Raw genomic sequence first — 19203 nt, 5'->3', positions numbered from 1 at the left:
TGCTATGCCACGCCAACGACGGCCAGCGCGCCGGCAAAGCCCGGGGGCAGGTCCAGTGCATCGGTGTCCAGGTCGACGAGTATCGTGCCGTTCCCGGGCTCCGCATAGGCCTCGACGGAGGACGGCTCGATCCGCAGTCCGGTGCCGCGGGCCTTCAGCAGGGCTTCCTTGCGGGCCCAGGCCGCTGTCCGCCAGAGCGTGGCCTGCTCCGGCGTCAGCGCCGCGAGCAGCTGGCGTTCCGCTGGGGTGAGGGCGACGTCGTCGAACCCGGGGAAGAGCACGCCGGAGCTGTGTTCCAGGTCGACGCCGATCGCCACACCGGCTGCGCCAGCAGGACCGACGGGACCGGCGGCCAGCAGGGCCCAGCCGTGGCTGCGGGACAGGCTCAGGCCCAGGCCGGCGGGGACCTGGCCGAGGCGGTAGCCGGGCCGGCCGTGGTCGAGCTCCGGTCCCGTTCCGTGGTCCGGGCAGGAATAGTCGGTGCTCAGGTCCGCTGGGCGCACTGCGAGGATCCCGGCGGCGAACTCGCGCAGCGCGATCCGGCCGGCCAGGAAGTCCCGCCGGGCTGCCGGGTCCGTGATGCCCGCGGCACGCGCGCGTTCTGCGGGATCGAGGAAGGCCTCGCCGTCCGGCCCGACGTCGGCAAGACGAACGGACCGGACGGTGACTCCGGCGACGGCGAGGGTCCCTCTGTGCCCCCTAGGTTTTAGCGTTGGACTGCCCCGAAGCGCTCATGGGCGACCGCCACGGCGCCCTCGCGGGCAGCGGACGCCTCGTCGGCGGTCAGCGTACGGTCATCGGCCCGGAAGCGCAGGCTGAAGGCCAGCGACTTCTTGCCGTCCTCGATGCCCTTGCCCGCGTACACATCGAAGAGGGCAACGTCCTCGAGCAGCTCCCCGGCGCCTTCGCGCAGCGCGTTGAGCACCTCATCCGCCGGCACCTCCTGCGGCACCACCAGGGCGACGTCCTGGGTGGCCACCGGGTACGTGGAGATGTGCCGGGCGACGATCACGTCGGCGGCGGCCGCAAAGAGGGCGTCCGCGTTGAATTCGAGCGCCACGGACCGTGCGGGCATATCGTGGGCGGCCAGCAGCTTCGGGTGCAGCTCGCCGGCATGACCCAGGACCTCGCCGGTGCGGAGCGCCAGCTGCGCGGTCCGTCCCGGGTGGAAGGCCTGGTGCCGGCCCTGGCTGATGACAATCTCGACGCCGAGCACGTCGCCGGCGATCCGGGCGATGTCCAGGGCATCCGCCCAGTCCCACGCCCGGGGCGCGTGGCCGGCGGCGGCCGGCGAATCGTGTCCGGTAAGGACGGCGGCGAGGTACAGCGGCTGGTCCGGGACGCCGTCGTACAGGCCGTCCAGCACCTCTTCGCTGGGCCGGATGCCCAGCGGCGGGATCGAGGCGGTGCCGAGGGTGTCGCCCGGCAGGAACACGAGGCCGGCCTCGAACAGTGCCAGGTCGCGGAAACCGCGCGAGTGGTTGCGCTTGGCGACCTCGATCAGGCCCGGCAGGATCGAGGTGCGCAGGTAGCCCTGCTCCTCGCTGATCGGGTTGGCGAGTTTGAGGGCCTTGCGCGGCGATCCTTCCGTGGACACGCCGAAGGTGTCATTGGCGGCTTTGGAGACGAACGGGTACGCGAGGACCTCGGTGAGGCCGGAAGCCGCGAGGGCCTGGACCAGGCGCCGGCGCTGCTGCTGGACACGGGTCAGCCCGCGGCCCGGCGGCGCGACCGGCAGGGACGCCGGGATCTGGTCGTAGCCGACCAGCCGGGCGATCTCCTCGGTGAGGTCTTCCTTGGTTTCGAGGTCGTTCCGCCAGCTCGGGGCGGTCACGAGGTACCCGCCGTCGTTCTTCGCGACGACGGCACCCAGGTCCTCGAGCGAGGTGAGGATCTGCTCCTCGGTGAAGTCGATGCCGATCCGTTCCGCGGCGAAGGCCGCAGGCAGTTCGACGGTGACGGCGTCCGGCGCGGTGCCGACGTCGGTCCCCTCGACCGCGGCGGTGCCACCGGCGAGCTCGACCAGGAGGTCCACGACCCGCTGGGCGGCCACGCCGGCGACCTGCCAGTCGACGCCGCGTTCGAAGCGCTTGGACGCCTCGGACGGGAGCTTGTGGCGGCGGCGGGAACGCGCGATGGACACTTCGTCGAAGTGCGCAGCCTCAACGAGGACGTTCGTGGTGGAGCCGGACACCTCGGTGGCGGCGCCGCCCATCACGCCGGCGATGCCGATCGCACCGGACCCGTCGGTGATGAGGAGGTCCTCGACGTCGAGCGCGCGTTCCTTGGCGTCCAGGGTGGTGATCTTTTCCCCGGCCACGGCACGGCGGACCACGATGTCACCGGACAGCGTGTCCAGGTCGTAGCAGTGGGTGGGCTGGCCGAGTTCGAGCATGACGTAGTTCGAGATGTCGACAGGCAGGGAGATCGAGCGGATGCCCGGCGAGCCGCAGCCGGGAGGTCATCCACGGGGGTGTCGGCTTCGTGGCGTCGACGCCGCGGACGGTGCGGGCCACAAAGCGGTCACAGCCGGGCTTGCCGTAGATCGGGGCGTCGTCGTTGAGTTTGACGCCGTGGCCGCCGGCCAGTTCCGCGGGTGCCTGGACCTTTGACGCCGGGTCGGTGAAGGACGTGCCGGTGGCGTGCGCGTATTCACGGGCGACGCCGCGGATGGAGAACGCATACCCGCGGTCCGGGGTGACGTTGATTTCGGCGGCCTGGTCGTAGAGACCGAGCAGCTCCATGGCGTCGGTGCCGATTTCCGGGTCCAGCCCGATCCGGGACAGCACCAGGATGCCGTCGTGGTCCTCGCCGATGCCGAGCTCGCGCACGGAGGCGATCATGCCGGCGGAGAGGTGCCCGTAGGTCTTCCGCGCGGAGATGTGGAAGTCGCCGGGCAGCACGGCACCGGGGAGGGTGACCACCACCTTGTCGCCCTCCACGAAGTTGTGGGCGCCGCAGATGATGCCCTGGACACCGGAGGGGTCGATGCCCGCGCCGGTGAGGCTCTGCTGCTGCCCTTCGGGAACCACCCGGACCTGGCACCAGTTGATGGTTTTGCCGTTGGTCTGGGGTTCCTTGACGATGCTCAGGACCTGGCCGACCACGATGGGGCCCTGGAGGGTGTCCGTGGGACGGTGGACGGCTTCTTCTTCAAAGCCGACCTTGACCAGTTCGGCCATCACGTCTTCGGCCGTTGCTCCGGCCGGTACCTGCGCGAATTCACGCAGCCAGGAAAGTGGGATACGCACTGTTAGATCTCCATCCCGAAGTGCTCGCTGAAACGTACGTCGCCTTCGATCATGTCGCGCATGTCGCCGACCTCGTTGCGGAACATGAGGGTCCGCTCGATGCCCATGCCGAAGGCAAAACCTGAATAGATGTCCGGATCGATGCCCGCGGCGCGGAGCACGTTGGAGTTGACCATGCCGCAGCCGCCCCATTCGATCCAACTCGGACCGCCCTTGGCGCCCGGGTGCCAGATGTCCAGCTCGGCGGACGGCTCGGTGAACGGGAAGTAGTTGGGGCGCAGCCGGATCTGGGCCTCGTCGCCGAACATCTGCCGCGCGAAGTGCTCCAGGGTGCCGCGGAGGTCCGCCATGCTGAGCTTCTTGTCGATGGCCAGGCCCTCGAACTGGTGGAACACCGGGGTGTGGGTGGCGTCGAGCTCATCGGTGCGGAAGACCTTGCCGGGGCACAGCACGTAGATGGGCACTTCGCGCTCCAGCATGGAGCGGACCTGCACCGGGGAGGTGTGCGTGCGCATCAGCAGGTGGGCCTCGGGCGGCTCCACGAAGAAGGTGTCCTGCATTTCGCGGGCGGGGTGGTCCGGCTTGAAGTTAAGCGCGTCGAAGTTGAACCATTCGGACTCGACCTCGGGGCCTTCGGCGATCTCCCAGCCCATGCCGACGAAGATGTCCGCGACGCGTTCCTGCAGGGTGGACAGCGGGTGGCGTGCACCGGCACGACGGCGGCGCGGTGCGGCCGTGACGTCGACGGTCTCCTCGACCAGGATACGCGCGTCGTTCTCGGCTTCGAGCTCGGCCGTGCGGTCCGCGAGCGCCTTGTTGACGCGTCCGCGGGAGGAGCCCATGAGCTTGCCGGCGGCGGCCTTCTGGTCCTTCGGCAGCCCGCCGATTTCGCGGTTGGCGAGGCTCAGCGCGGACTTCTCACCGGTGTGCGCGAGGCGCACGGCCTTGAGTTCATCGAGCGTGGAGGCGGCGGCAATGGCGGCAACGGCCTGGTCTACGGCGGCGGTGATGGCGGCTTCATCCAGGGGATTCGGGACGCCGGCGCCCGGCAAAGTTTCAGTCATCTACTGTTCTTAGCTACGAGTCGGTTCATGCCAGCGCACAGGACCCTCAACAGGAGCAGGGACCGGCGCGCGGGCAAAGGGCAGGGCTCACCAAAATTGCTCCGGCGGGCACTCCCCACCAGTCTAGTTGAACGGGCTCAGGTGCCCGAACGTGACGGTGCTCCCGGGGGTGCGGCCGGCTCTGGAGCGACCCTCTGCCGGTCCCTCCGTCCACCCCTTCCGCCGGGCCACCCGCCGTGCACCCGCCGGGCCACCGCATGCCACCGCCGTGCTCCCTGCCCAGCCCTTCTGCCCATCCCCTCCGACCGCCGCTGTCTCCGTCCCGCTGACTTCGTATCCGGCGGGCGGGTCCCCGGCTAGCATGGCCTCATGACGCCGGGACAACGGCTGCGGCAGCTGGCCAATGTACTCAATGCAACAACTCCGCTGGGGTTGTTGCTGGCCGGCTGTGCCCGCGCCCCTGTCCGCCGCGGGCCCCGGGGACTGCTGATTGCCACCGGGTACCGCTGGAGGCTGCCTTTCGCAGGCGCCTTCACGGTCGGCAATGTGGTGATTTTCCGTGCCGGGCCCGCCGAAGCCCTGGCCAACCCGGTGCTGCTGGGGCACGAGGAGCGACACTGCACCCAGTACGCCTGGTGTCTGGGCCTTCCGTTCCTGCCGCTTTACTTCCTCGCCGCAGGCTGGTCCCTGGCCCGGACCGGCAACCCCGGCTCACGCAACCTCTTTGAACGGCACGCCGGGCTGCAGGCCGGCGGCTACCCGGAGCTGAACAGCGGGCACAACCACACCGGCTACAACCACACCGGATCCACCACCAAGGCATCCAGGCATACCGGCAGGACAGGCCCGGCGGCCCTCGAACGGAACGAGGCATAACATGAGCGACAACCCAAGGACCATCTCCGTCACCGGATCGGGCAGCGCCGAAGCCGCACCGGACCTGCTGACCCTCTCGATCGGCGTCGAGTGCCGCCGGGAGGAGGTCGGCGCGGCCTACGGCGAAGCGGGCCGGGTCTCGGCGGCCGTCACCGCGGCACTCCGCGGGTACGGTGTCGCGGACCCGGACATCACGACGTCGGGGCTGAACGTCCGCGCCGAGGTGAACTGGCAGGAGGGCCGGGGCCAGGTCATCTCGGGCTACCTGGCCTCCAGCGTACTGAGTGTCCGGCTCAGGGATCTAGGGGCATCGTCTGAGGTCATCGCCGCCGCGGTGGCGGCCGGCGGCAACGATGTCCGGCTCAACGGGCTGGAGCTCGGCTTCGCTGATCCCGCCGCTGTCACCGCCCGGGCCCGCGAGGCTGCCTGGCAGGACGCCCTCAACACGGCCGGGCACTTCGCGTCCCTCGCCGGGGCCTCGCTGGGCAAGGTCTTATCCCTTACCCAGCAGACCGGTTACCCGGCGCCGATCCCGGTGGCGAAAATGCAGCGGGCCGCCGCGGTGGAATCGCTCACCGTGGAGGCCGGAGAATCCAGCATCAGCTCTACCGTCAACGTCACGTGGGAGCTGCTCGGCTGAGGCCCCGTGGGGCCGACAGGGTCCGGGCGGCTAGTGGGTGGCGCCGGCGGCGATCCTGAGGTCCACGGTCGTCGCCAGAGTGGTGCGGACGACGACGGCGAGCGCCTCCACGAGCTGTTCCAGGGGCAGCGCCGGGTCCGTGCTGCCCGGGGGCAGCTGGGCCCGCTCGTAGGGAACATGGACGAAGCCTCCCCGGGTCCCGGGCCGCAGCCGCAGGGCGTGCATCAGCCCGTAGAAGACGTGGTTGCAGACGTAGGTTCCTGCGGTCTGGGAGACCTCGGCGGGGATCCCCGCCGCGAGGAGGTCAGCGAGCGCCGCCTTCACCGGAAGCGTGCTGAAGTACGCCGCGGGTCCGCCGGTGACCACCGGCTGGTCCACGGGCGCGTTGCCGGCATTGTCCGGGATACGCGCATCGTCGCAGTTGATCGCGATCCGTTCCAGCGACACCCGCGCCCGCCCGCCGGCCTGGCCCGCGCAGATCACCAGATCCGGGTGGTACTGCTCCAGCGCCGCTTCCAGCACGCGGACCGCGTCCCCAAAGACGCAAGGCAGCTCCACGGCCTGCACCTCCAGCCCCCCGGCCCGGAGCCGGGCCGCGGCCTCCCGCGCTGCCGACCACGACGGGTTGGTGCTTTCGCCGCCGAACGGTTCGAACCCTGTCAGGAGAATCATCGCCCCAGCCTAACAAGGTGTCCGGCGGGGGTCCTTGACTTAAACTCGAACATACATTCGAATGGAGCCATGAGATGGGACGCACAAGCACTCAAACCGGCGCCCGAGGACAGGGCCCCCGGAACCGTGTCCCCGGGTGGCGGGGCACCCGGAGGCACGACCGGGCGCAGCCCCTCCCCCGCCACCGATCCCCTGCTGCCCCTGATCGGGCTGGTGCGTTCCGTGACCACCCCCGAGTTTGCCGGCGTCACTTTCCATGAGGTCACCGCCAAATCGGTGCTCAACAAAGTGGTCGCCGGTTCGCGGATGCCGTTCGAATGGACCATCAACCCCTACCGCGGCTGCAGCCACGCGTGTGTCTATTGCTTCGCCCGGAAGAGCCACACCTACCTCGACTTCGACGCCGGGCTGGACTTTGACAGCCAGGTGGTGGTGAAGATCAACGCCGCCGAGGTCCTGCGCCGGGAACTGGCCAAGCCCTCATGGGCGCGGCAGCATGTGGCACTCGGCACGAACACGGACCCCTACCAGCGGGCCGAGGGCCGCTACCAGCTCATGCCCGGCATCATCGGCGCCCTGGCCGATTCCGGCACTCCCCTGTCGATCCTGACCAAGGGCACGCTGCTGGCCCGGGACATCCCGCTCCTGAAGCACGCCGCCGCCCAGGTGCCCGTCGGTGTCGGCATCTCGCTGGCGATGACGGACGAGCGCCTCTCCGAAGCCGTGGAGCCCGGCACACCGGGTCCGCGTGCACGCCTCAGGCTGATCACCAGGCTCCGGGAAGCGGGACTGCCGTGCGGGGTGATGGCTATGCCCATCCTTCCGTGGCTCTCGGACAGCGACGAGGCCCTGGATTCCCTGTTCGGCTCCCTGGCTGCGGCGGGCGCCACCGGCGTCACGGCGGGGGCCCTCTATCTCAAGCCCGGAACCCGGGAATGGTTCATGCAGTGGATCGCCCGGGAACATCCCCAGCTCGCCGGCAAGTACCGGCGGCTGTACGGCACCGGCTCGTACGCCTCCCCGGAGTATCGGGCCTGGCTGTCCGGACGCATCCGCTACTTCAAGGCCCGCCATGGCTTCTCCGGATCGCAGGGCTTCAGCCACCGCGACCTCAACGACGATCCCGGCAGCAGCGATCCGCGGGATGAGGAGGCGCAGTACCCGGCCGGCAGCATCCCCGAGGCGGCCGCACTCCGCGGCGGCGAGCGGCCGGCAAGCGACGCCGCGCAACCCACGCTGTTCTAGAAGGGGGTTCCGAAGGGCTGTCCGGAAGGCTGGAGGGGGCTGTCCGGAAGGCTGGAGGGGGCTGTCTAGAGGGCTTTCACGGCGCCCAGGACCCGGGTGAGGGAATCCTTGGCGTCGCCAAACAGGAGTGTGGTCTTCGGATCAAACAGCAGCTCGTTCTCGATCCCGGCGAAGCCCGGCCGCATGGAGCGCTTGAGGAAGACCACCTGGCCCGCCTGGGCCACCTCCAGGATCGGCATCCCGTAGATCGGGGCGCCGGGCGTGGACTTGGCGGCAGGATTGACCACGTCGTTGGCGCCCACGATGAGCGCCACGTCGGTGTTCGGGAACTCCGGGTTGGCTTCCTCGAGCTCCTTCAGCGCCTCATAGGGAACGTTGGCTTCCGCGAGGAGGACGTTCATGTGGCCCGGCATCCGCCCGGCCACCGGATGGATGGCAAAGACCACCTCGACGCCGCGGGCCGCCAGGGCGGTGGCGAGCTCGGCAATGGTGTGCTGGCCCTGGGCCACGGCGAGTCCGTAGCCGGGGACGATCACGACCCGCTGGGCATAACCGAGCTGGACGGCGACGTCCTCGGGCGAGGAGGAGCGCACCGGCCGGTCACTCTGCAGGGTGGATCCCGCCGTCGACCCGCCCCGGAAGGCGCCGAACATGATCCCCGTGACGCCGCGGCCCATGGCTGCCGCCATTACCTTGGTCAGGATCGTACCGCTGGCCCCGACGAGCGTGCCGGCCACCAGGAGGAGCACGTTGCCCAGCACAATGCCGGACGCCGCGACCGCAAGGCCGGTGAAGGCGTTGAGCAGGGAGATCACGATCGGCACGTCGGCCCCGCCGACGGGCAATACCAGCAGGAGCCCTGCCACGAGGCCCAGTACCAGCAGCGCCACAGCCCAGCCGATCGACCCCGTGGCCACAACAAAGCCTCCGGCGGCGACGGCCCCGAGCACGACGGCGCCCATCAGCACCGGCATTCCGGGGAAAAGCAGGGGGCGGGTGCTGATCAGCTCCTGCAGCTTGCCGACCGTCACTGCCGAACCGGCAAAGGACACCGCGCCCACCAGCATCGTGAACACCACGGCCAGCCGCACCCAGGGGTCCTCGCTGTGGCCGAGTTCCAGCACCGCCACAAGTGCTGCGGCGCCGCCGCCGACCCCGTTGAACAGGGCGACCAGTTGCGGCATCTGGGTCATCTGCACACGCCGCGCCACCGGGACGGCCACGGCGGATCCGACGGCGATCGCGGCGATGATCAGCGGGATGTTCTCCAGTTTCGCGGAGAGGAACACCGTGACCACGGCCACGAGGGCGCCGGCCGCTCCGATGGCGTTGCCCCGCCGGGCGGTCCGGGGAGAGCTCAGGCCCTTCAGCGCGAGGATGAAGCAGACCGCGGCCGCCAGGTAGAACAGGGCGGTCCACCCCGGGCCGAGGACGCTCATGCGCCGTCCTCCCCGGCGCCGGCACGGGGCCGGGCCGGCTTCCGGCTGCCGAACATCTCCAGCATCCGGTCCGTGACGACGAATCCGCCGACCAGGTTAACTGTTGCCAGCACCACGGCGATGAGGGCGACCGTCAGCAGCCACGGGTCACTGGCCTGCCCGGTCACGATGATGGCGCCCACCAGGATGATGCCGTGGATGGCGTTGGCACCGGACATCAACGGGGTGTGCAGCTTGCTGGTCACCTTGGAGACGACTTCGAATCCTACGAAAACGGCGAGCACCACCACGGTCAGCAGTGTGATCGGATCCATCATTTGAGGGCCTCCAGTGCTTCGGCGGTGGCGGCATGCCGCACGGAGCCGCCGTGGGTCAGGCAGGCGCCGGCGACGACTTCGTCGTCAAAGTCCGGGACCACCTTGCCGTCGGCGGTCATCAGGGCCAGCAGGTTTGCGACGTTCTTGGCGAAAAGCCGGGAAGCGTCGGACGGCATCGCGGAGGCGGCGTCCTGCAGGCCCACCAGGGTCACGGATCCGCCGACCACGGGGACCTGGAGATCCCGGCCCGCGATGACTCCTTCGACGTTTCCGCCGGATTCCGCGGCGAGGTCGACGACGACCGAACCGGCGCGCATGCCCGCCACCATGTCCGTCGTCACGAGCAGGGGTGCCGCCCGGCCGGGAATGGCCGCCGTGGTGATGAGGACATCCGCCGCCGCGACATGGGGGGCCAGCAGGGCACGCTGGCGTTTGGCCCGGTCCTCGCCAAGCTCCCGGGCGTAGCCGCCGCTGCCCTCAGCGGACGTGTCCGCGGTTCGAGCGTCGAGATCCAGATGGATGAACGTGCCACCCATCGAGGCGACCTCGTCGGCGGAAGCCGCCCGGATGTCGTTGGCCGAGACCCGCGCCCCCAGGCGTTTCGCGGTGCCGATCGCCTGCAGTCCGGCGACGCCGGCCCCCAGGACGAGCACCCGAGCGGGCGGGATCGTTCCGGCGGCCGTCATGTACAGCGGGAAGAACCGCGGGTAGCGCAGGGCCGCCTCGAGGACGGCGCGGTAGCCGGAGACCAGCGACTGGGAACTAAGCGCGTCCATCGACTGGGCCCGGGAGATGCGCGGCACCAGCTCCAGCGCGAAGGAGGTGACACCGGCGGCGGCGAGGGCTCCCACACCGGGCAGTTCCGAGCCCGGCGAGGCGAACCCTATGGTGATGGTGCCGGGCCGGAGCCGCCCGGCGGTCTCCGGCTCGAGCGGCCGCACGTGCAGCAGGACATCCAGTGACTCGGCGGTCAGCTCCGGAACGATCGACGCTCCGGCCGTGGAGAAGGCGGCGTCCCCGTACCCGGCCTCGTCGCCCGCCCCGCTTTCCACTGCCACGTCCAGGCCGAGGGCCCTGAGTTGCTGCACCGTCTCGGGTGTGGCGGCAACCCGGCGCTCCCCTGCACGTTGCTCCCGTCTGACACCGACCTGCACGGGTTGCTCCTCTCGATTCGCTTCAGCGTAGTCACATGGTTCGCGCTTTGGCGAGAGGTGGGGCCCCGGCGGCCCGAAAGCTCAGATCAGTTTGCGGAAACGGCCGGAGACTCCGCTACCGGCAGCCTGTCCAACAGTGACTCGACGATCGGCAGGTCAGCGGGGATCCATGGCAGGCCCAGCACCTCGTCGCGGTCCCGGAGGTTGATCCAGCGCAGCTCATCGTGGTCCTGGAGGGGGTGGGGAACGCCGTCGAGCAGTTCCGCGAACCACACACGCATCGCCGCGCGCTCGTTGAGCGGCCAGCCGCCGTCGGATCCGCTCTCCAGTTCGGCACCTAGCCGGATGGTCACGCCAAGTTCTTCCAGGAGCTCCCGGTGCAGGGCCTGCTCGCCCGTCTCGCCGGACTCGACCTTGCCGCCGGGAAACTCCCACATGCCCGCGAAGTGCGGGGGCGCCGTCCGCCGTGCCACGAGCAGCCGGCCGGGTTGGGCCAGGGAATCCAGTACGGCGCCGCCAACGACGCTGATAAGTCCAGTCACGCCCTCAAGTCTAGACATGTCGCGGGGCCGAGGCGTCAGGTCCGGGTATCTGCCGGTTGCTCCAACGAGGTGCTCTGTGGGGCGCATCCGATGACCGGAGATGAAATCAGCGATGGGGATCGGTCCTGAATGCCCGAATCATAGCCGGGGCCAGATTTTAATGAGGTTCCATTCCTGCTGGAAATCAACCGCGCGACCCTCAAACCACACGTCCTGCCCGCTCATCGTGTGCCCCTGGCCAGGGTTGTTCCAGTTGGGCCTGACCTTGATGTGAATAAACTGCCCGTCCGGACCCACGCCAAAGTGGCTCGCAGGAAAGTTCCTTTGCTCAGCGTCGCAGCGTTGTTCGTTGTCGGCGTCCGAATTTGTCACTGGGGCCTCCCGGAAGCATAAGACTGCTTGGGGGGAAGAGCATACGCGCGGAGTGAATGCGTGTATATGGCAGCTGTATATTGCCCCCGCACGAAGCCGGCGTTCGCTAGAGGGATCACTGCGGGGCTGGTCAGGGAAGGAGCGGCCGCCACCACGGCGACGTTTCGCGCGCACTCCGCCGGCCTGATCCGTCGCCCGCTTTCGGCCATGGCCGGCCCGGCGAAGCGGGGACCCTGGCTTCGTGTCTGCCGAGGAGTTCGGCGCGTTCCTTGACTGCGCTGACATAATCGGCGAAGGCCCGTTCCAGATCGGGGACGGTGCTCCACATCGGACCCAACAGTGGGCCGGTGAATTCCTCCCGGACGCGCAAGTGTGTCATGCCACCATGGGGAGTCAGGGTGAACGTGCACACGCTCTTGAACAGGCCCCAGGGCAGGCCCCCGGTCCAGATCATCACCTCGCCCGGTATCTGCTGGACGCGCAGCCTGAAGGTGCGGTTCCCGCCGGTGCGGGTCCGGACTCTTATCGGGCCGCCGTTGCGCAGTTGGCCGTCGATGCGGGTAATGCCGGAGTCCCAGACGGTGTAGTTGCTGCCGTCCGTGATGATGTCCCATACCGTCGAGTTCCGGGCGTGGATCACGGTCTCGGCCTCAAAGGATTTCATGGCGTTCTCAGGCCGGTATCCCGTGAGTTTTCCCCGAAACACATTCTTGACTTCGCTGCTTCCAGCGGGGGCGGCACGCTGATACAGCGGGATGCGGAGCATGCGGCCAGCGGCGCCTCACGCGGAAAATTCCGGGCCTTAGCACTTGGCCGCAGTCTGGAGGTCGCTGACAGCGGCCTGGACGTTAGCTGCTTCGTCCCGCAGGGAGGCGACCGCCTGGGTCAGGGTGGCATCGTCAGGAACAGCTTTGACGGCTCGCTCGAAGTTTTCTTCAGCCGTCTTAACGGCGTCCACCTCGTCCTTCGCCACGTCCTGGCTTGCCTGGATCAGATCGTCGAAGGTCTTCGCGACCTGATCCCGTGCCGAATCGAGCTGTCCCACCGTGGCACCGGGCTGAAGTGTCTGCTTGAAATTTGTCAGGGCTGCGGCATAGGCACTGGCAGCAGCACACGCCTGCGAGACGTTTTCCTCCGCTCTGGCGCTGCTGACGCTGGCCCCGGGGCTGGAAGTGCTGCAGCCCGCCAGCATTGCGACGGCGAACCCGAGTGCGATCGATCCTGCAAGGATTGGGCGTGGTCTCGACATGGGAGGCCCCTTTCCGAGATGGGGTGCGGCAGACAGCCCTGCCACTGGCACGTACGACCATTGTCGGGCCGCCCCGGGGCGCGGACCTCATCCGGGGCAGGTGATCTGTGGTGGCAAAACGGGACTCCGCGTGCGCTCACCCAGTGCTGCGGATGAGCACCCGCTCATGCGGCGGCGGGCGCGCTTCCTCAACGGCGGGAATTCGGCCGGGCCCATCCGGAACCACCGGCACAAATTCAGCGGCGCTGCCGGCGTAGGGGAGAATGGATGGGGGCGGCCTTCCTGAGTACCCGGAATACCGAGCGCGCCCGCCCCGTTACCCACCTGAGACCACACATCAGATTTTATTTTGCCGCATTCTCCTGGCTTCAGCCGGGAACGTCACCGAAAAGCAGACGAATGACTATCACCACACACGCCCCGGCGACGCCCAAACCCGGAACCCGCCATGTTGCCCTTGCCATCGTTTCCCTTGCTATGGGCGGATTCGGCATCGGCACCACGGAATTCACCATGATGGGCCTGCTCAAGGAGGTGGAGCAAGGGCTCAACATCAGCACACCGGAGGCGGGCCACCTGATCTCGGCCTATGCCCTCGGCGTCGTGATCGGGGCCCCGCTGCTGGCCGCCTTCGGTGCGAAGATGCCGCGGAAGTACCTGGCCCTGGGACTCATGCTCTTCTTCAGCATCGCGAACCTGACGTCCTTCATCGCCCCCGACTACGGCACCATGCTGGTGTCGCGCTTCGCCGCCGGGCTGCCCCACGGGGCCTTCTTCGGCGTCGCGGCCGTGATCGCGGCGTCACTGGTCGCACCGACCAAACGTGGTTGGGCCATTTCGATGGTCATGGCCGGCCTGACCGTCTCCAACGTCATCGGCGTACCCTTTGGCACCTGGCTGGGCCAGGCGTACGGCTGGCGGCTGCTGTTCTTGCTGGTGGGCCTGATCGGCATCCTCACCCTGGTGATGCTCTGGAAGTTCCTGCCGTACCAGAAGCCGCACGCGGATGCGAGCTTCCGCCGCGAACTGGGCGCCCTCAAACGGCTCCAGGTCTGGCTGGCGATCCTGATCGGCATCGTGGGGTTCGGCGGCTTCTTCGCCACCTATACGTACATCGCCCACACCATGACCTCCGTGGCGGGCATTCCCGCGGCCTGGCTCCCGCTGGTTGTCGCGCTCTATGGGCTGGGCATGGTGGCCGGCAACATCGTCGGCGGCCGGATCGCGGACAGGTCCGTGATGGGGACGATCTACTGGGTGCTGCCCGGCATCGCCGTGGCCCTTGTGGTCTACGCCGTCGCCGTGCACTGGCCGTGGTCCGCCTACGTGATGGTCTTCGTCGTCGGCGCCGCCGGTTCGCTGCTGGTCCCGGCGCTGCAGACCCGGCTGCTGGATGCTTCACCTGACGCCCCCTCGCTGGCCTCCTCGCTGAACCATGCGGCCCTCAACGTCGCCAACGCTTTGGGGGCGTTCCTCGGCGGCCTGGTGATCGCCTGGGGCTGGGGCTACGTGGCACCGGCCCTCGTGGGTGCCGTGCTGGCCGTCCTGGGCCTGGGCGTCGCGCTCGTCAGCGGACTGGTGGAACGCAGGAGGCCGCTGGCCCGGTAGCCCGCGATGCGGCTACCGTCCGGCGGCCCCTCACAAACCGATGCTGATTTTGGCGGCGACCAGCAGTTCCTCCGGGCCAAGGTGCAGGGTCTTGAGGTGGATGCGTCGTGCTCACACCGAAGAGCGCGAAAACCAGGCCGACCAGCGCGCCGAGGTCTTCCAGGAGAATGACCGGCAGCTCCGGCTGCTTGGCACTGCGGATGAACGTGACCCAGCTCTGCTTGCCGCGGACGTGGTTGGATTCGATGATCGCGGTCCGGAACGAGAAGGACTCGGCGATGAAGGCGTAGATGTAACGCTCACGTCCGTAGCCGAACGGATGCCCCGGGCTCGCCGCCCGCTTGGCGCGCTTGCCGCCCACAAGAAATACCGTCCCCGTTGTCGGCCCGCCGGAGCACCGCACCCGGCACCGCTCCGACTGGGTGAGGCGGCCCGATTAGCCCGCAACAGCGCAGGTCACCGGGCAGATAACGATTGGGTGTGATCCTGCTGACAAGCAAACTGGCCTATGTTAGCTTGAAGCCATAATCGGGATTCACCATTTGGATGCCGACGATATGTAGGAGGAGTAATGGGCTTTCTTGGCTGGATCATTCTCGGACTCATAGTAGGTGCAATCGTCAAGGCAGTTATGCCTGGCAGGGTCGGCGGCGGCTGGGTCACCAGCCTCGTGCTCGGCGTTGTCGGCGCAGTTGTCGGCGGCTGGATCGGCGATCTCCTGTTTGGCGGCGGCAAGATGGAATTCTGGAATCTCGGTTCCTGGCTCCTGGCCATTGTCGGCGGCCTGCTGGTCGCCCTTGTCTACGGCGCCATCACAGGACGCAAAAAGACCAGTTAACTGCACAGGTACGACGGCGGGGGCCCACCTTTTGGTGGACCCCCGCCGTACTTTTTTGCCTGTTGCCGGGCGGCTGCCGCGTACCGGCGCGGAAATCAGCCGGCCGGGTTTGTCGCGCCGTCCTGCTGTGAGCGGGCGCTGGCGTAGAGGCAGACCGTCGCTGCGGTGCCGAGGTTGAGGCTTTCAGCGGCCCCGTACACGGGCACGGCCACCCGGTGGTCTGCCAGGGCGAGTTCTTCCTCGGCGAGGCCCTGGGCCTCGTTGCCAAAGAGCCAGGCGGTCGGGTTCTCCAGCGCGTACCCGGACTCGCGCGGCGGCGCGCCCAGCCGGCGGGCCGCGTTCTGGTCCTGCAGCCGGTCCAGGTTCAGTTCCCCGTTGCCGTCGGCGGCGAGGACCCCGATGCCGCGTTCCTTGCAGCGGGCCACGGTCTCCTCGACTTCGGCGCCGAGCACAACAGGCAGGTGGAAGAGAGATCCCGCCGTCGAGCGCACCGCCTTGGGGTTGTAGATGTCCACGCTGGATGCGGTCAGGATGACGGCGTCCGCGCCGGCCGCGTCCGCTGCCCGGAGCACGGTGCCGGCGTTGCCGGGATCGCGGACCTGGCACAGCACGGCTACCAGCTGCGGGCCGGCGTCGAGCACCTGCTCAAGGCTCACGTCCAGGAAACCGCAGACCGCGAGGATGCCCTGCGGGGTGACCGTGTCCGCCATCGCGGCGAGCACTTCGTCAGTGGCGAGGAACGCCGTGACCCCTTCCGCGAGTGTCTCCAGGTCCGGGTGCCGGTCGAGGCAGGCCTCGCTCGCGTAGACCTCATAGACGACGCCGGGCTCCCCCGCGGCAATCCTCTTCTGGTGCAGGGTCAGGGCCTCCCGGACAGCCTGGGGGCCCTCCGCGAGGAACTCGCTGCGCTTTAAACGGGCCGGGCGCCCGGCAAGCTGAGCCACCTTCCTCACCCGATCAGCTCGGGGGTTGGAAAGTAAAACATCTTGCGGGCGCCCGGTTTCGTTCATACAAGAACCTTAGTAGCTTTCCAGCCGGTTCCTGAACGACGACGTTATCGAACGACTACAGGTACTACTCGGCAGCCTTGTCGGCGGCCTTCTTGGCAGCCGGCTTCTTGGCGGCGACCTTCTTGGCGGCCGGCTTCTTGGCAACCGGTGCAGCCTCAGCCTGAACGGCCGGAGCGGACGTGTCGGCGGGCAGGGAGTCCTTGGCGATCTTGACCAGCGCGGAGAAAGCGTTGGCGTCGGAGACGGCCAGCTCTGCCAGCATACGGCGGTCAACCTCGACCTCAGCGGCCTTGAGGCCCTGGATCAGACGGTTGTAGGTCAGGCCGTTGGCGCGGGATGCAGCGTTGATACGCTGGATCCACAGGCGACGGAAGTCGCCCTTCTTCTTCTTGCGGTCGCCGTAGCTGTACACAAACGAGTGCAGCAGCTGCTCTTTGGCCTTGCGGTACAGGCGTGAACGCTGTCCACGGTAGCCCTTGGCGCGCTCAAGGATAACCCGGCGCTTCTTGTGGGCGTTGACCGCCCTCTTCACACGTGCCACGTGCGTACTCCTTCAGAATTCTGATCCCAAGCGTCTACTGCCGGAACAACCGGCTGGCCTGAGAAGCCTTTTTGGTAGTTGACTGCTGCCAGGTGGCGAACAGTCAGAGAACTTGGAACTTAGATGCCGAGCATCTTCCGGATGACCTTGGCGTCGCCCTTGAAGACGATCTTGTCGCCGGCGAGGCGGCGGGTCAGCCTGGAGGACTTGTGCTCGAGGTAGTGGCGGCGGTTGGCCTGCTGGCGGCGCAGCTTGCCGCTGCCGGTCAGCTTGAAGCGCTTCTTAGCACCACTGTGGGTCTTCATCTTCGGCATGGGAACCGATCTCCTTACGTATCCGCAGACAGGGTCTGCAGTCTTTCGTGCAGCCGCCCCTGCGGGCGGCGTGCTGGTTTCTTGCTGCCGGACATTGCTGTCCGGCAGCCCTGAGCTAGTTGGTCTTCTTGGTGCCCGGCTTGGCGGCGGCCTTCGGGGCAGCCGGCCGTGCAGCAGGCTTCGGCGCCGCGGGACGCGGCACCGGCTTCGGTGCAGCAACCGGCTTCGGCGCTGCCGCCGGAGCGGCCTTTTCAGCCTCGGGAGCCGTCGCGGCTTCCGGAGCCTTGGCAGCGGCCTTGGGCGCTGCGGGCGCCTTGGCTACTGCCGGCTTGACTGCGGCCTTCGGAGCCTCAGCCTTCGGGGCCTCAGCCTTGGGAGCCTCGCGCTTCGGAGCGGCCTTGGGAGCCTCCTGCTTCGGCGCTTCCTGGACGGGAGCCTTCGCTGCCGGGGCTTCCTCAACCTTGGCCTCGGCGGCCGGGGCCTTCGCGGCTTCGGCCTCAGCCTTTTCAGCCGGAGCCTCGACGGCGGGAGCGGCTTCCTCGGCGGGGGCTTCCGTTGCGGTTGCCTCAGCCTCGGGCGCCTCGGTCCGGACCTGGTAGCCCTCCGGCAGCAGATCGGCGAGCGACTGCGTCAGGGGTGCTTCGGGGCCGGACGTGTCAACGCGGAAGTCACCGGAGGCCTTGGCCTCGTTTTCGGCCTTGGCTTCCGCACGCTGCGATGCGCGGCGGGCCTCTGCCTTGGCTTCTGCCTTGTTCTTCAGGGGACCGACGACCATGACCATGTTGCGGCCATCGATACGCGGGCTGGACTCCACGACGCCGACTTCGGCGACGTCGTCCGCGAAGCGCTGGAGCAGGCGGATGCCCATCTCGGGGCGCTGCTGCTCACGGCCGCGGAACTGGATCATGGCCTTGACCTTGTCACCGGCGCCGAGGAAGCGGAGCGCGTGGCCGCGCTTCGTCTCGTAGTCGTGGGTGTCGATCTTCAGGCGGAAGCGGATTTCCTTCAGGACCGTGTTGGTCTGGTTCTTCCGGGCTTCGCGTGCCTTGACCGCGGCTTCGTACTTGTACTTGCCGAAGTCCATCAGCTTGCACACCGGAGGCTTGGCCTGCGGTGCAACTTCAACGAGATCAAGATCGGACTCGGCAGCCAAACGCAGGGCATCCTCAATACGGACAACGCCTACTTGCTCGCCTGCAGGGCCGACCAGCCGCACCTCGGGGACGCGGATACGCTCATTGATTCTTGGCTCGCTAATGTTAAAGCTCCTGTGTTCGTGAGGGGTATTCCACCGGCAAAAAGAGAAGGCCCCCAATTGCCGGAGCAATCGAAGGCCTCGAAGATCGGAACTGCCTGCCTCGTGTGAGGCGGCATGCATCCTGCCAGGGCTGACGCCCGGGAAAAATGCCCGACCAGGTACCCGGCAACCTTGCTTCTTGCGAAGCTTCCCGAAGGAGAGCGGTTGACGCGGGTGGGAGAGAACTCCGCTTGCAAACTGAAAGTCGATTCTACAGAAGAAATCCCGTCCGGCGCACCTGCATGACGGGCATGTCGGTTGCGGACGGGTTCCGGCTGTCAGACCGCCGCAGTATTACTGTAGGACAGTAGCTACCGGAGCGAAATAACGACAATCAGTCGGTCTGTGACAAGCTTACCAGCATGAGCACTTCAGACAGTAATTCACATGTTTACGAGCCCGCCGGCGCCCAGGGCGACGTCTCACAGCAGATCCGCGACATCTCCGAGGTGCCCGCGATCGAGGTCATCACCACCGCCGCCGTGCACCTTATGAGCGCCGCCGCAGTGAAGCTTGGCCTCGCCGCCGAGGAAAACGCCGAAGAACTCAAGGACCTGGACGAGGCCCGCAAGCTGATCACGGCCCTCGCAGGCCTGGTCACCGCGGCCGCTCCGGAGATTGGCTCCCAGCACGCCGGACCGTTGCGCGACGGGCTGCGCTCCCTGCAGCTGGCCTTCCGCGAGGAATCCATCATCCCGGACGCACCGGGCAAGGGGCCGGGCGAGAAATACACCGGCCCGGTCAACTAATCACCCGGACCACGAAGCTACCGGT

At 68.0% G+C, this 19203-nt stretch carries 20 protein-coding genes and 2 pseudogenes; 6 read left to right on the top strand and 16 right to left on the bottom strand.

The genetic code is table 11. The features are described 5' to 3' along the window. Nucleotides 1-2: 2 nt before the first annotated feature. The 3 genes and pseudogenes from AC06G6_RS06875 to pheS form a co-directional block, all read right to left on the bottom strand. Nucleotides 3-503 carry a 4'-phosphopantetheinyl transferase family protein gene (locus AC06G6_RS06875; RefSeq protein WP_479827568.1) on the bottom strand — a complete coding sequence of 167 codons (501 nt, stop codon included), beginning with the start codon at nucleotides 501-503 and terminating at the stop codon, nucleotides 3-5. 203 nt (nucleotides 504-706) lie between these two features. Beyond that, a pseudogene (gene pheT, locus AC06G6_RS06870) lies at nucleotides 707-3251 on the bottom strand (phenylalanine--tRNA ligase subunit beta). A 2-nt stretch (nucleotides 3252-3253) separates the two neighbouring features. Continuing rightward, complete coding sequence (gene pheS / locus AC06G6_RS06865; RefSeq protein ID WP_479827566.1) at nucleotides 3254-4315, bottom strand: phenylalanine--tRNA ligase subunit alpha; 1062 nt, start codon at nucleotides 4313-4315, stop codon at nucleotides 3254-3256. 369 nt (nucleotides 4316-4684) lie between these two features. Here pheS and AC06G6_RS06860 point away from each other — a divergent pair, with 369 nt between their 5' ends. Both AC06G6_RS06860 and AC06G6_RS06855 read left to right on the top strand, forming a co-directional pair. After that, entirely contained in the window at nucleotides 4685-5191 is a 507-nt protein-coding gene (locus tag AC06G6_RS06860; protein WP_479827564.1) for a hypothetical protein, read from the top strand. Nucleotide 5192: 1 nt separating this feature from the next. Next, a complete protein-coding gene (locus AC06G6_RS06855) occupies nucleotides 5193-5831 on the top strand; it encodes an SIMPL domain-containing protein (protein ID WP_479827562.1) in 639 nt (212 codons plus the stop codon). A gap of 30 nt (nucleotides 5832-5861) precedes the next feature. Here the strand turns inward: AC06G6_RS06855 and pcp are convergent, their stop codons facing one another. Next, complete coding sequence (gene pcp, locus AC06G6_RS06850) at nucleotides 5862-6503, bottom strand: pyroglutamyl-peptidase I (protein WP_479827560.1); 642 nt, start codon at nucleotides 6501-6503, stop codon at nucleotides 5862-5864. Between the two features lie 69 nt (nucleotides 6504-6572). Here pcp and AC06G6_RS06845 point away from each other — a divergent pair, with 69 nt between their 5' ends. Then, nucleotides 6573-7748: an Rv2578c family radical SAM protein gene (locus tag AC06G6_RS06845; RefSeq protein WP_479827558.1), complete on the top strand. Its 1176-nt coding sequence runs from the start codon at nucleotides 6573-6575 to the stop codon at nucleotides 7746-7748. 65 nt (nucleotides 7749-7813) lie between these two features. On the opposite strand, the gene AC06G6_RS06840 is transcribed toward AC06G6_RS06845, so the two are convergent. The 7 genes from AC06G6_RS06840 to AC06G6_RS06810 form a co-directional block, all read right to left on the bottom strand. Then, the gene (locus AC06G6_RS06840; RefSeq protein WP_479827556.1) at nucleotides 7814-9187 is read right to left on the bottom strand and encodes an NAD(P)(+) transhydrogenase (Re/Si-specific) subunit beta; all 1374 of its coding nucleotides are present in this window, start codon (nucleotides 9185-9187) and stop codon (nucleotides 7814-7816) included. After that, on the bottom strand, nucleotides 9184-9501 hold the full coding sequence (locus AC06G6_RS06835; protein ID WP_479828567.1) for an NAD(P) transhydrogenase subunit alpha part 2: 318 nt from the start codon (nucleotides 9499-9501) through the stop codon (nucleotides 9184-9186). The genes AC06G6_RS06840 and AC06G6_RS06835 overlap by 4 nt, the downstream gene beginning before the upstream one ends. Next, complete coding sequence (locus AC06G6_RS06830; RefSeq protein WP_479827554.1) at nucleotides 9501-10658, bottom strand: Re/Si-specific NAD(P)(+) transhydrogenase subunit alpha; 1158 nt, start codon at nucleotides 10656-10658, stop codon at nucleotides 9501-9503. Before AC06G6_RS06830 ends, AC06G6_RS06835 begins: the two co-directional genes overlap by 1 nt. An 86-nt stretch (nucleotides 10659-10744) precedes the next feature. Continuing rightward, nucleotides 10745-11200 (bottom strand): (deoxy)nucleoside triphosphate pyrophosphohydrolase, encoded by a 456-nt coding sequence (locus AC06G6_RS06825; RefSeq protein ID WP_479827552.1) that lies wholly within the window; start codon nucleotides 11198-11200, stop codon nucleotides 10745-10747. A 138-nt stretch (nucleotides 11201-11338) separates the two neighbouring features. Further along, nucleotides 11339-11572, bottom strand: coding sequence for a hypothetical protein (locus AC06G6_RS06820; RefSeq protein ID WP_479827550.1), 234 nt, complete (start codon nucleotides 11570-11572; stop codon nucleotides 11339-11341). Nucleotides 11573-11702: 130 nt separating this feature from the next. Beyond that, a complete protein-coding gene (locus AC06G6_RS06815; protein ID WP_479827548.1) occupies nucleotides 11703-12236 on the bottom strand; it encodes an SRPBCC family protein in 534 nt (177 codons plus the stop codon). Nucleotides 12237-12374: 138 nt separating this feature from the next. Beyond that, nucleotides 12375-12821: a hypothetical protein gene (locus tag AC06G6_RS06810; RefSeq protein WP_479827546.1), complete on the bottom strand. Its 447-nt coding sequence runs from the start codon at nucleotides 12819-12821 to the stop codon at nucleotides 12375-12377. 399 nt (nucleotides 12822-13220) lie between these two features. Between AC06G6_RS06810 and AC06G6_RS06805 the strand changes: the two genes are divergently transcribed. Then, complete coding sequence (locus AC06G6_RS06805; RefSeq protein ID WP_479827544.1) at nucleotides 13221-14429, top strand: MFS transporter; 1209 nt, start codon at nucleotides 13221-13223, stop codon at nucleotides 14427-14429. Between the two features lie 36 nt (nucleotides 14430-14465). Here the strand turns inward: AC06G6_RS06805 and AC06G6_RS06800 are convergent. Further along, nucleotides 14466-14799, bottom strand: a pseudogene (locus tag AC06G6_RS06800) (cation diffusion facilitator family transporter); the annotation flags it as partial. A 201-nt stretch (nucleotides 14800-15000) separates the two neighbouring features. Here AC06G6_RS06800 and AC06G6_RS06795 point away from each other — a divergent pair. Next, nucleotides 15001-15267: a GlsB/YeaQ/YmgE family stress response membrane protein gene (locus AC06G6_RS06795; protein WP_307458416.1), complete on the top strand. Its 267-nt coding sequence runs from the start codon at nucleotides 15001-15003 to the stop codon at nucleotides 15265-15267. A 95-nt stretch (nucleotides 15268-15362) separates the two neighbouring features. On the opposite strand, the gene AC06G6_RS06790 is transcribed toward AC06G6_RS06795, so the two are convergent. The 4 genes from AC06G6_RS06790 to infC form a co-directional block, all read right to left on the bottom strand. Then, nucleotides 15363-16277, bottom strand: coding sequence for a TrmH family RNA methyltransferase (locus tag AC06G6_RS06790; RefSeq protein WP_479827542.1), 915 nt, complete (start codon nucleotides 16275-16277; stop codon nucleotides 15363-15365). Between the two features lie 64 nt (nucleotides 16278-16341). Next, nucleotides 16342-16818 (bottom strand): 50S ribosomal protein L20, encoded by a 477-nt coding sequence (rplT, locus tag AC06G6_RS06785; RefSeq protein ID WP_479827540.1) that lies wholly within the window; start codon nucleotides 16816-16818, stop codon nucleotides 16342-16344. Between the two features lie 119 nt (nucleotides 16819-16937). After that, a complete protein-coding gene (gene rpmI / locus AC06G6_RS06780; RefSeq protein WP_009358635.1) occupies nucleotides 16938-17132 on the bottom strand; it encodes a 50S ribosomal protein L35 in 195 nt (64 codons plus the stop codon). Between the two features lie 115 nt (nucleotides 17133-17247). Further along, nucleotides 17248-18348: a translation initiation factor IF-3 gene (infC, locus tag AC06G6_RS06775; RefSeq protein WP_479827538.1), complete on the bottom strand. Its 1101-nt coding sequence runs from the start codon at nucleotides 18346-18348 to the stop codon at nucleotides 17248-17250. Between the two features lie 443 nt (nucleotides 18349-18791). Here infC and AC06G6_RS06770 point away from each other — a divergent pair, with 443 nt between their 5' ends. Further along, entirely contained in the window at nucleotides 18792-19178 is a 387-nt protein-coding gene (locus AC06G6_RS06770; protein WP_056432358.1) for a DUF1844 domain-containing protein, read from the top strand. Nucleotides 19179-19203: the final 25 nt, after the last annotated feature.

The sequence above is a fragment of the Arthrobacter sp. CJL-S3 genome (assembly GCF_056711635.1).
This window is presented reverse-complemented; position numbering and strand designations above follow the sequence as displayed.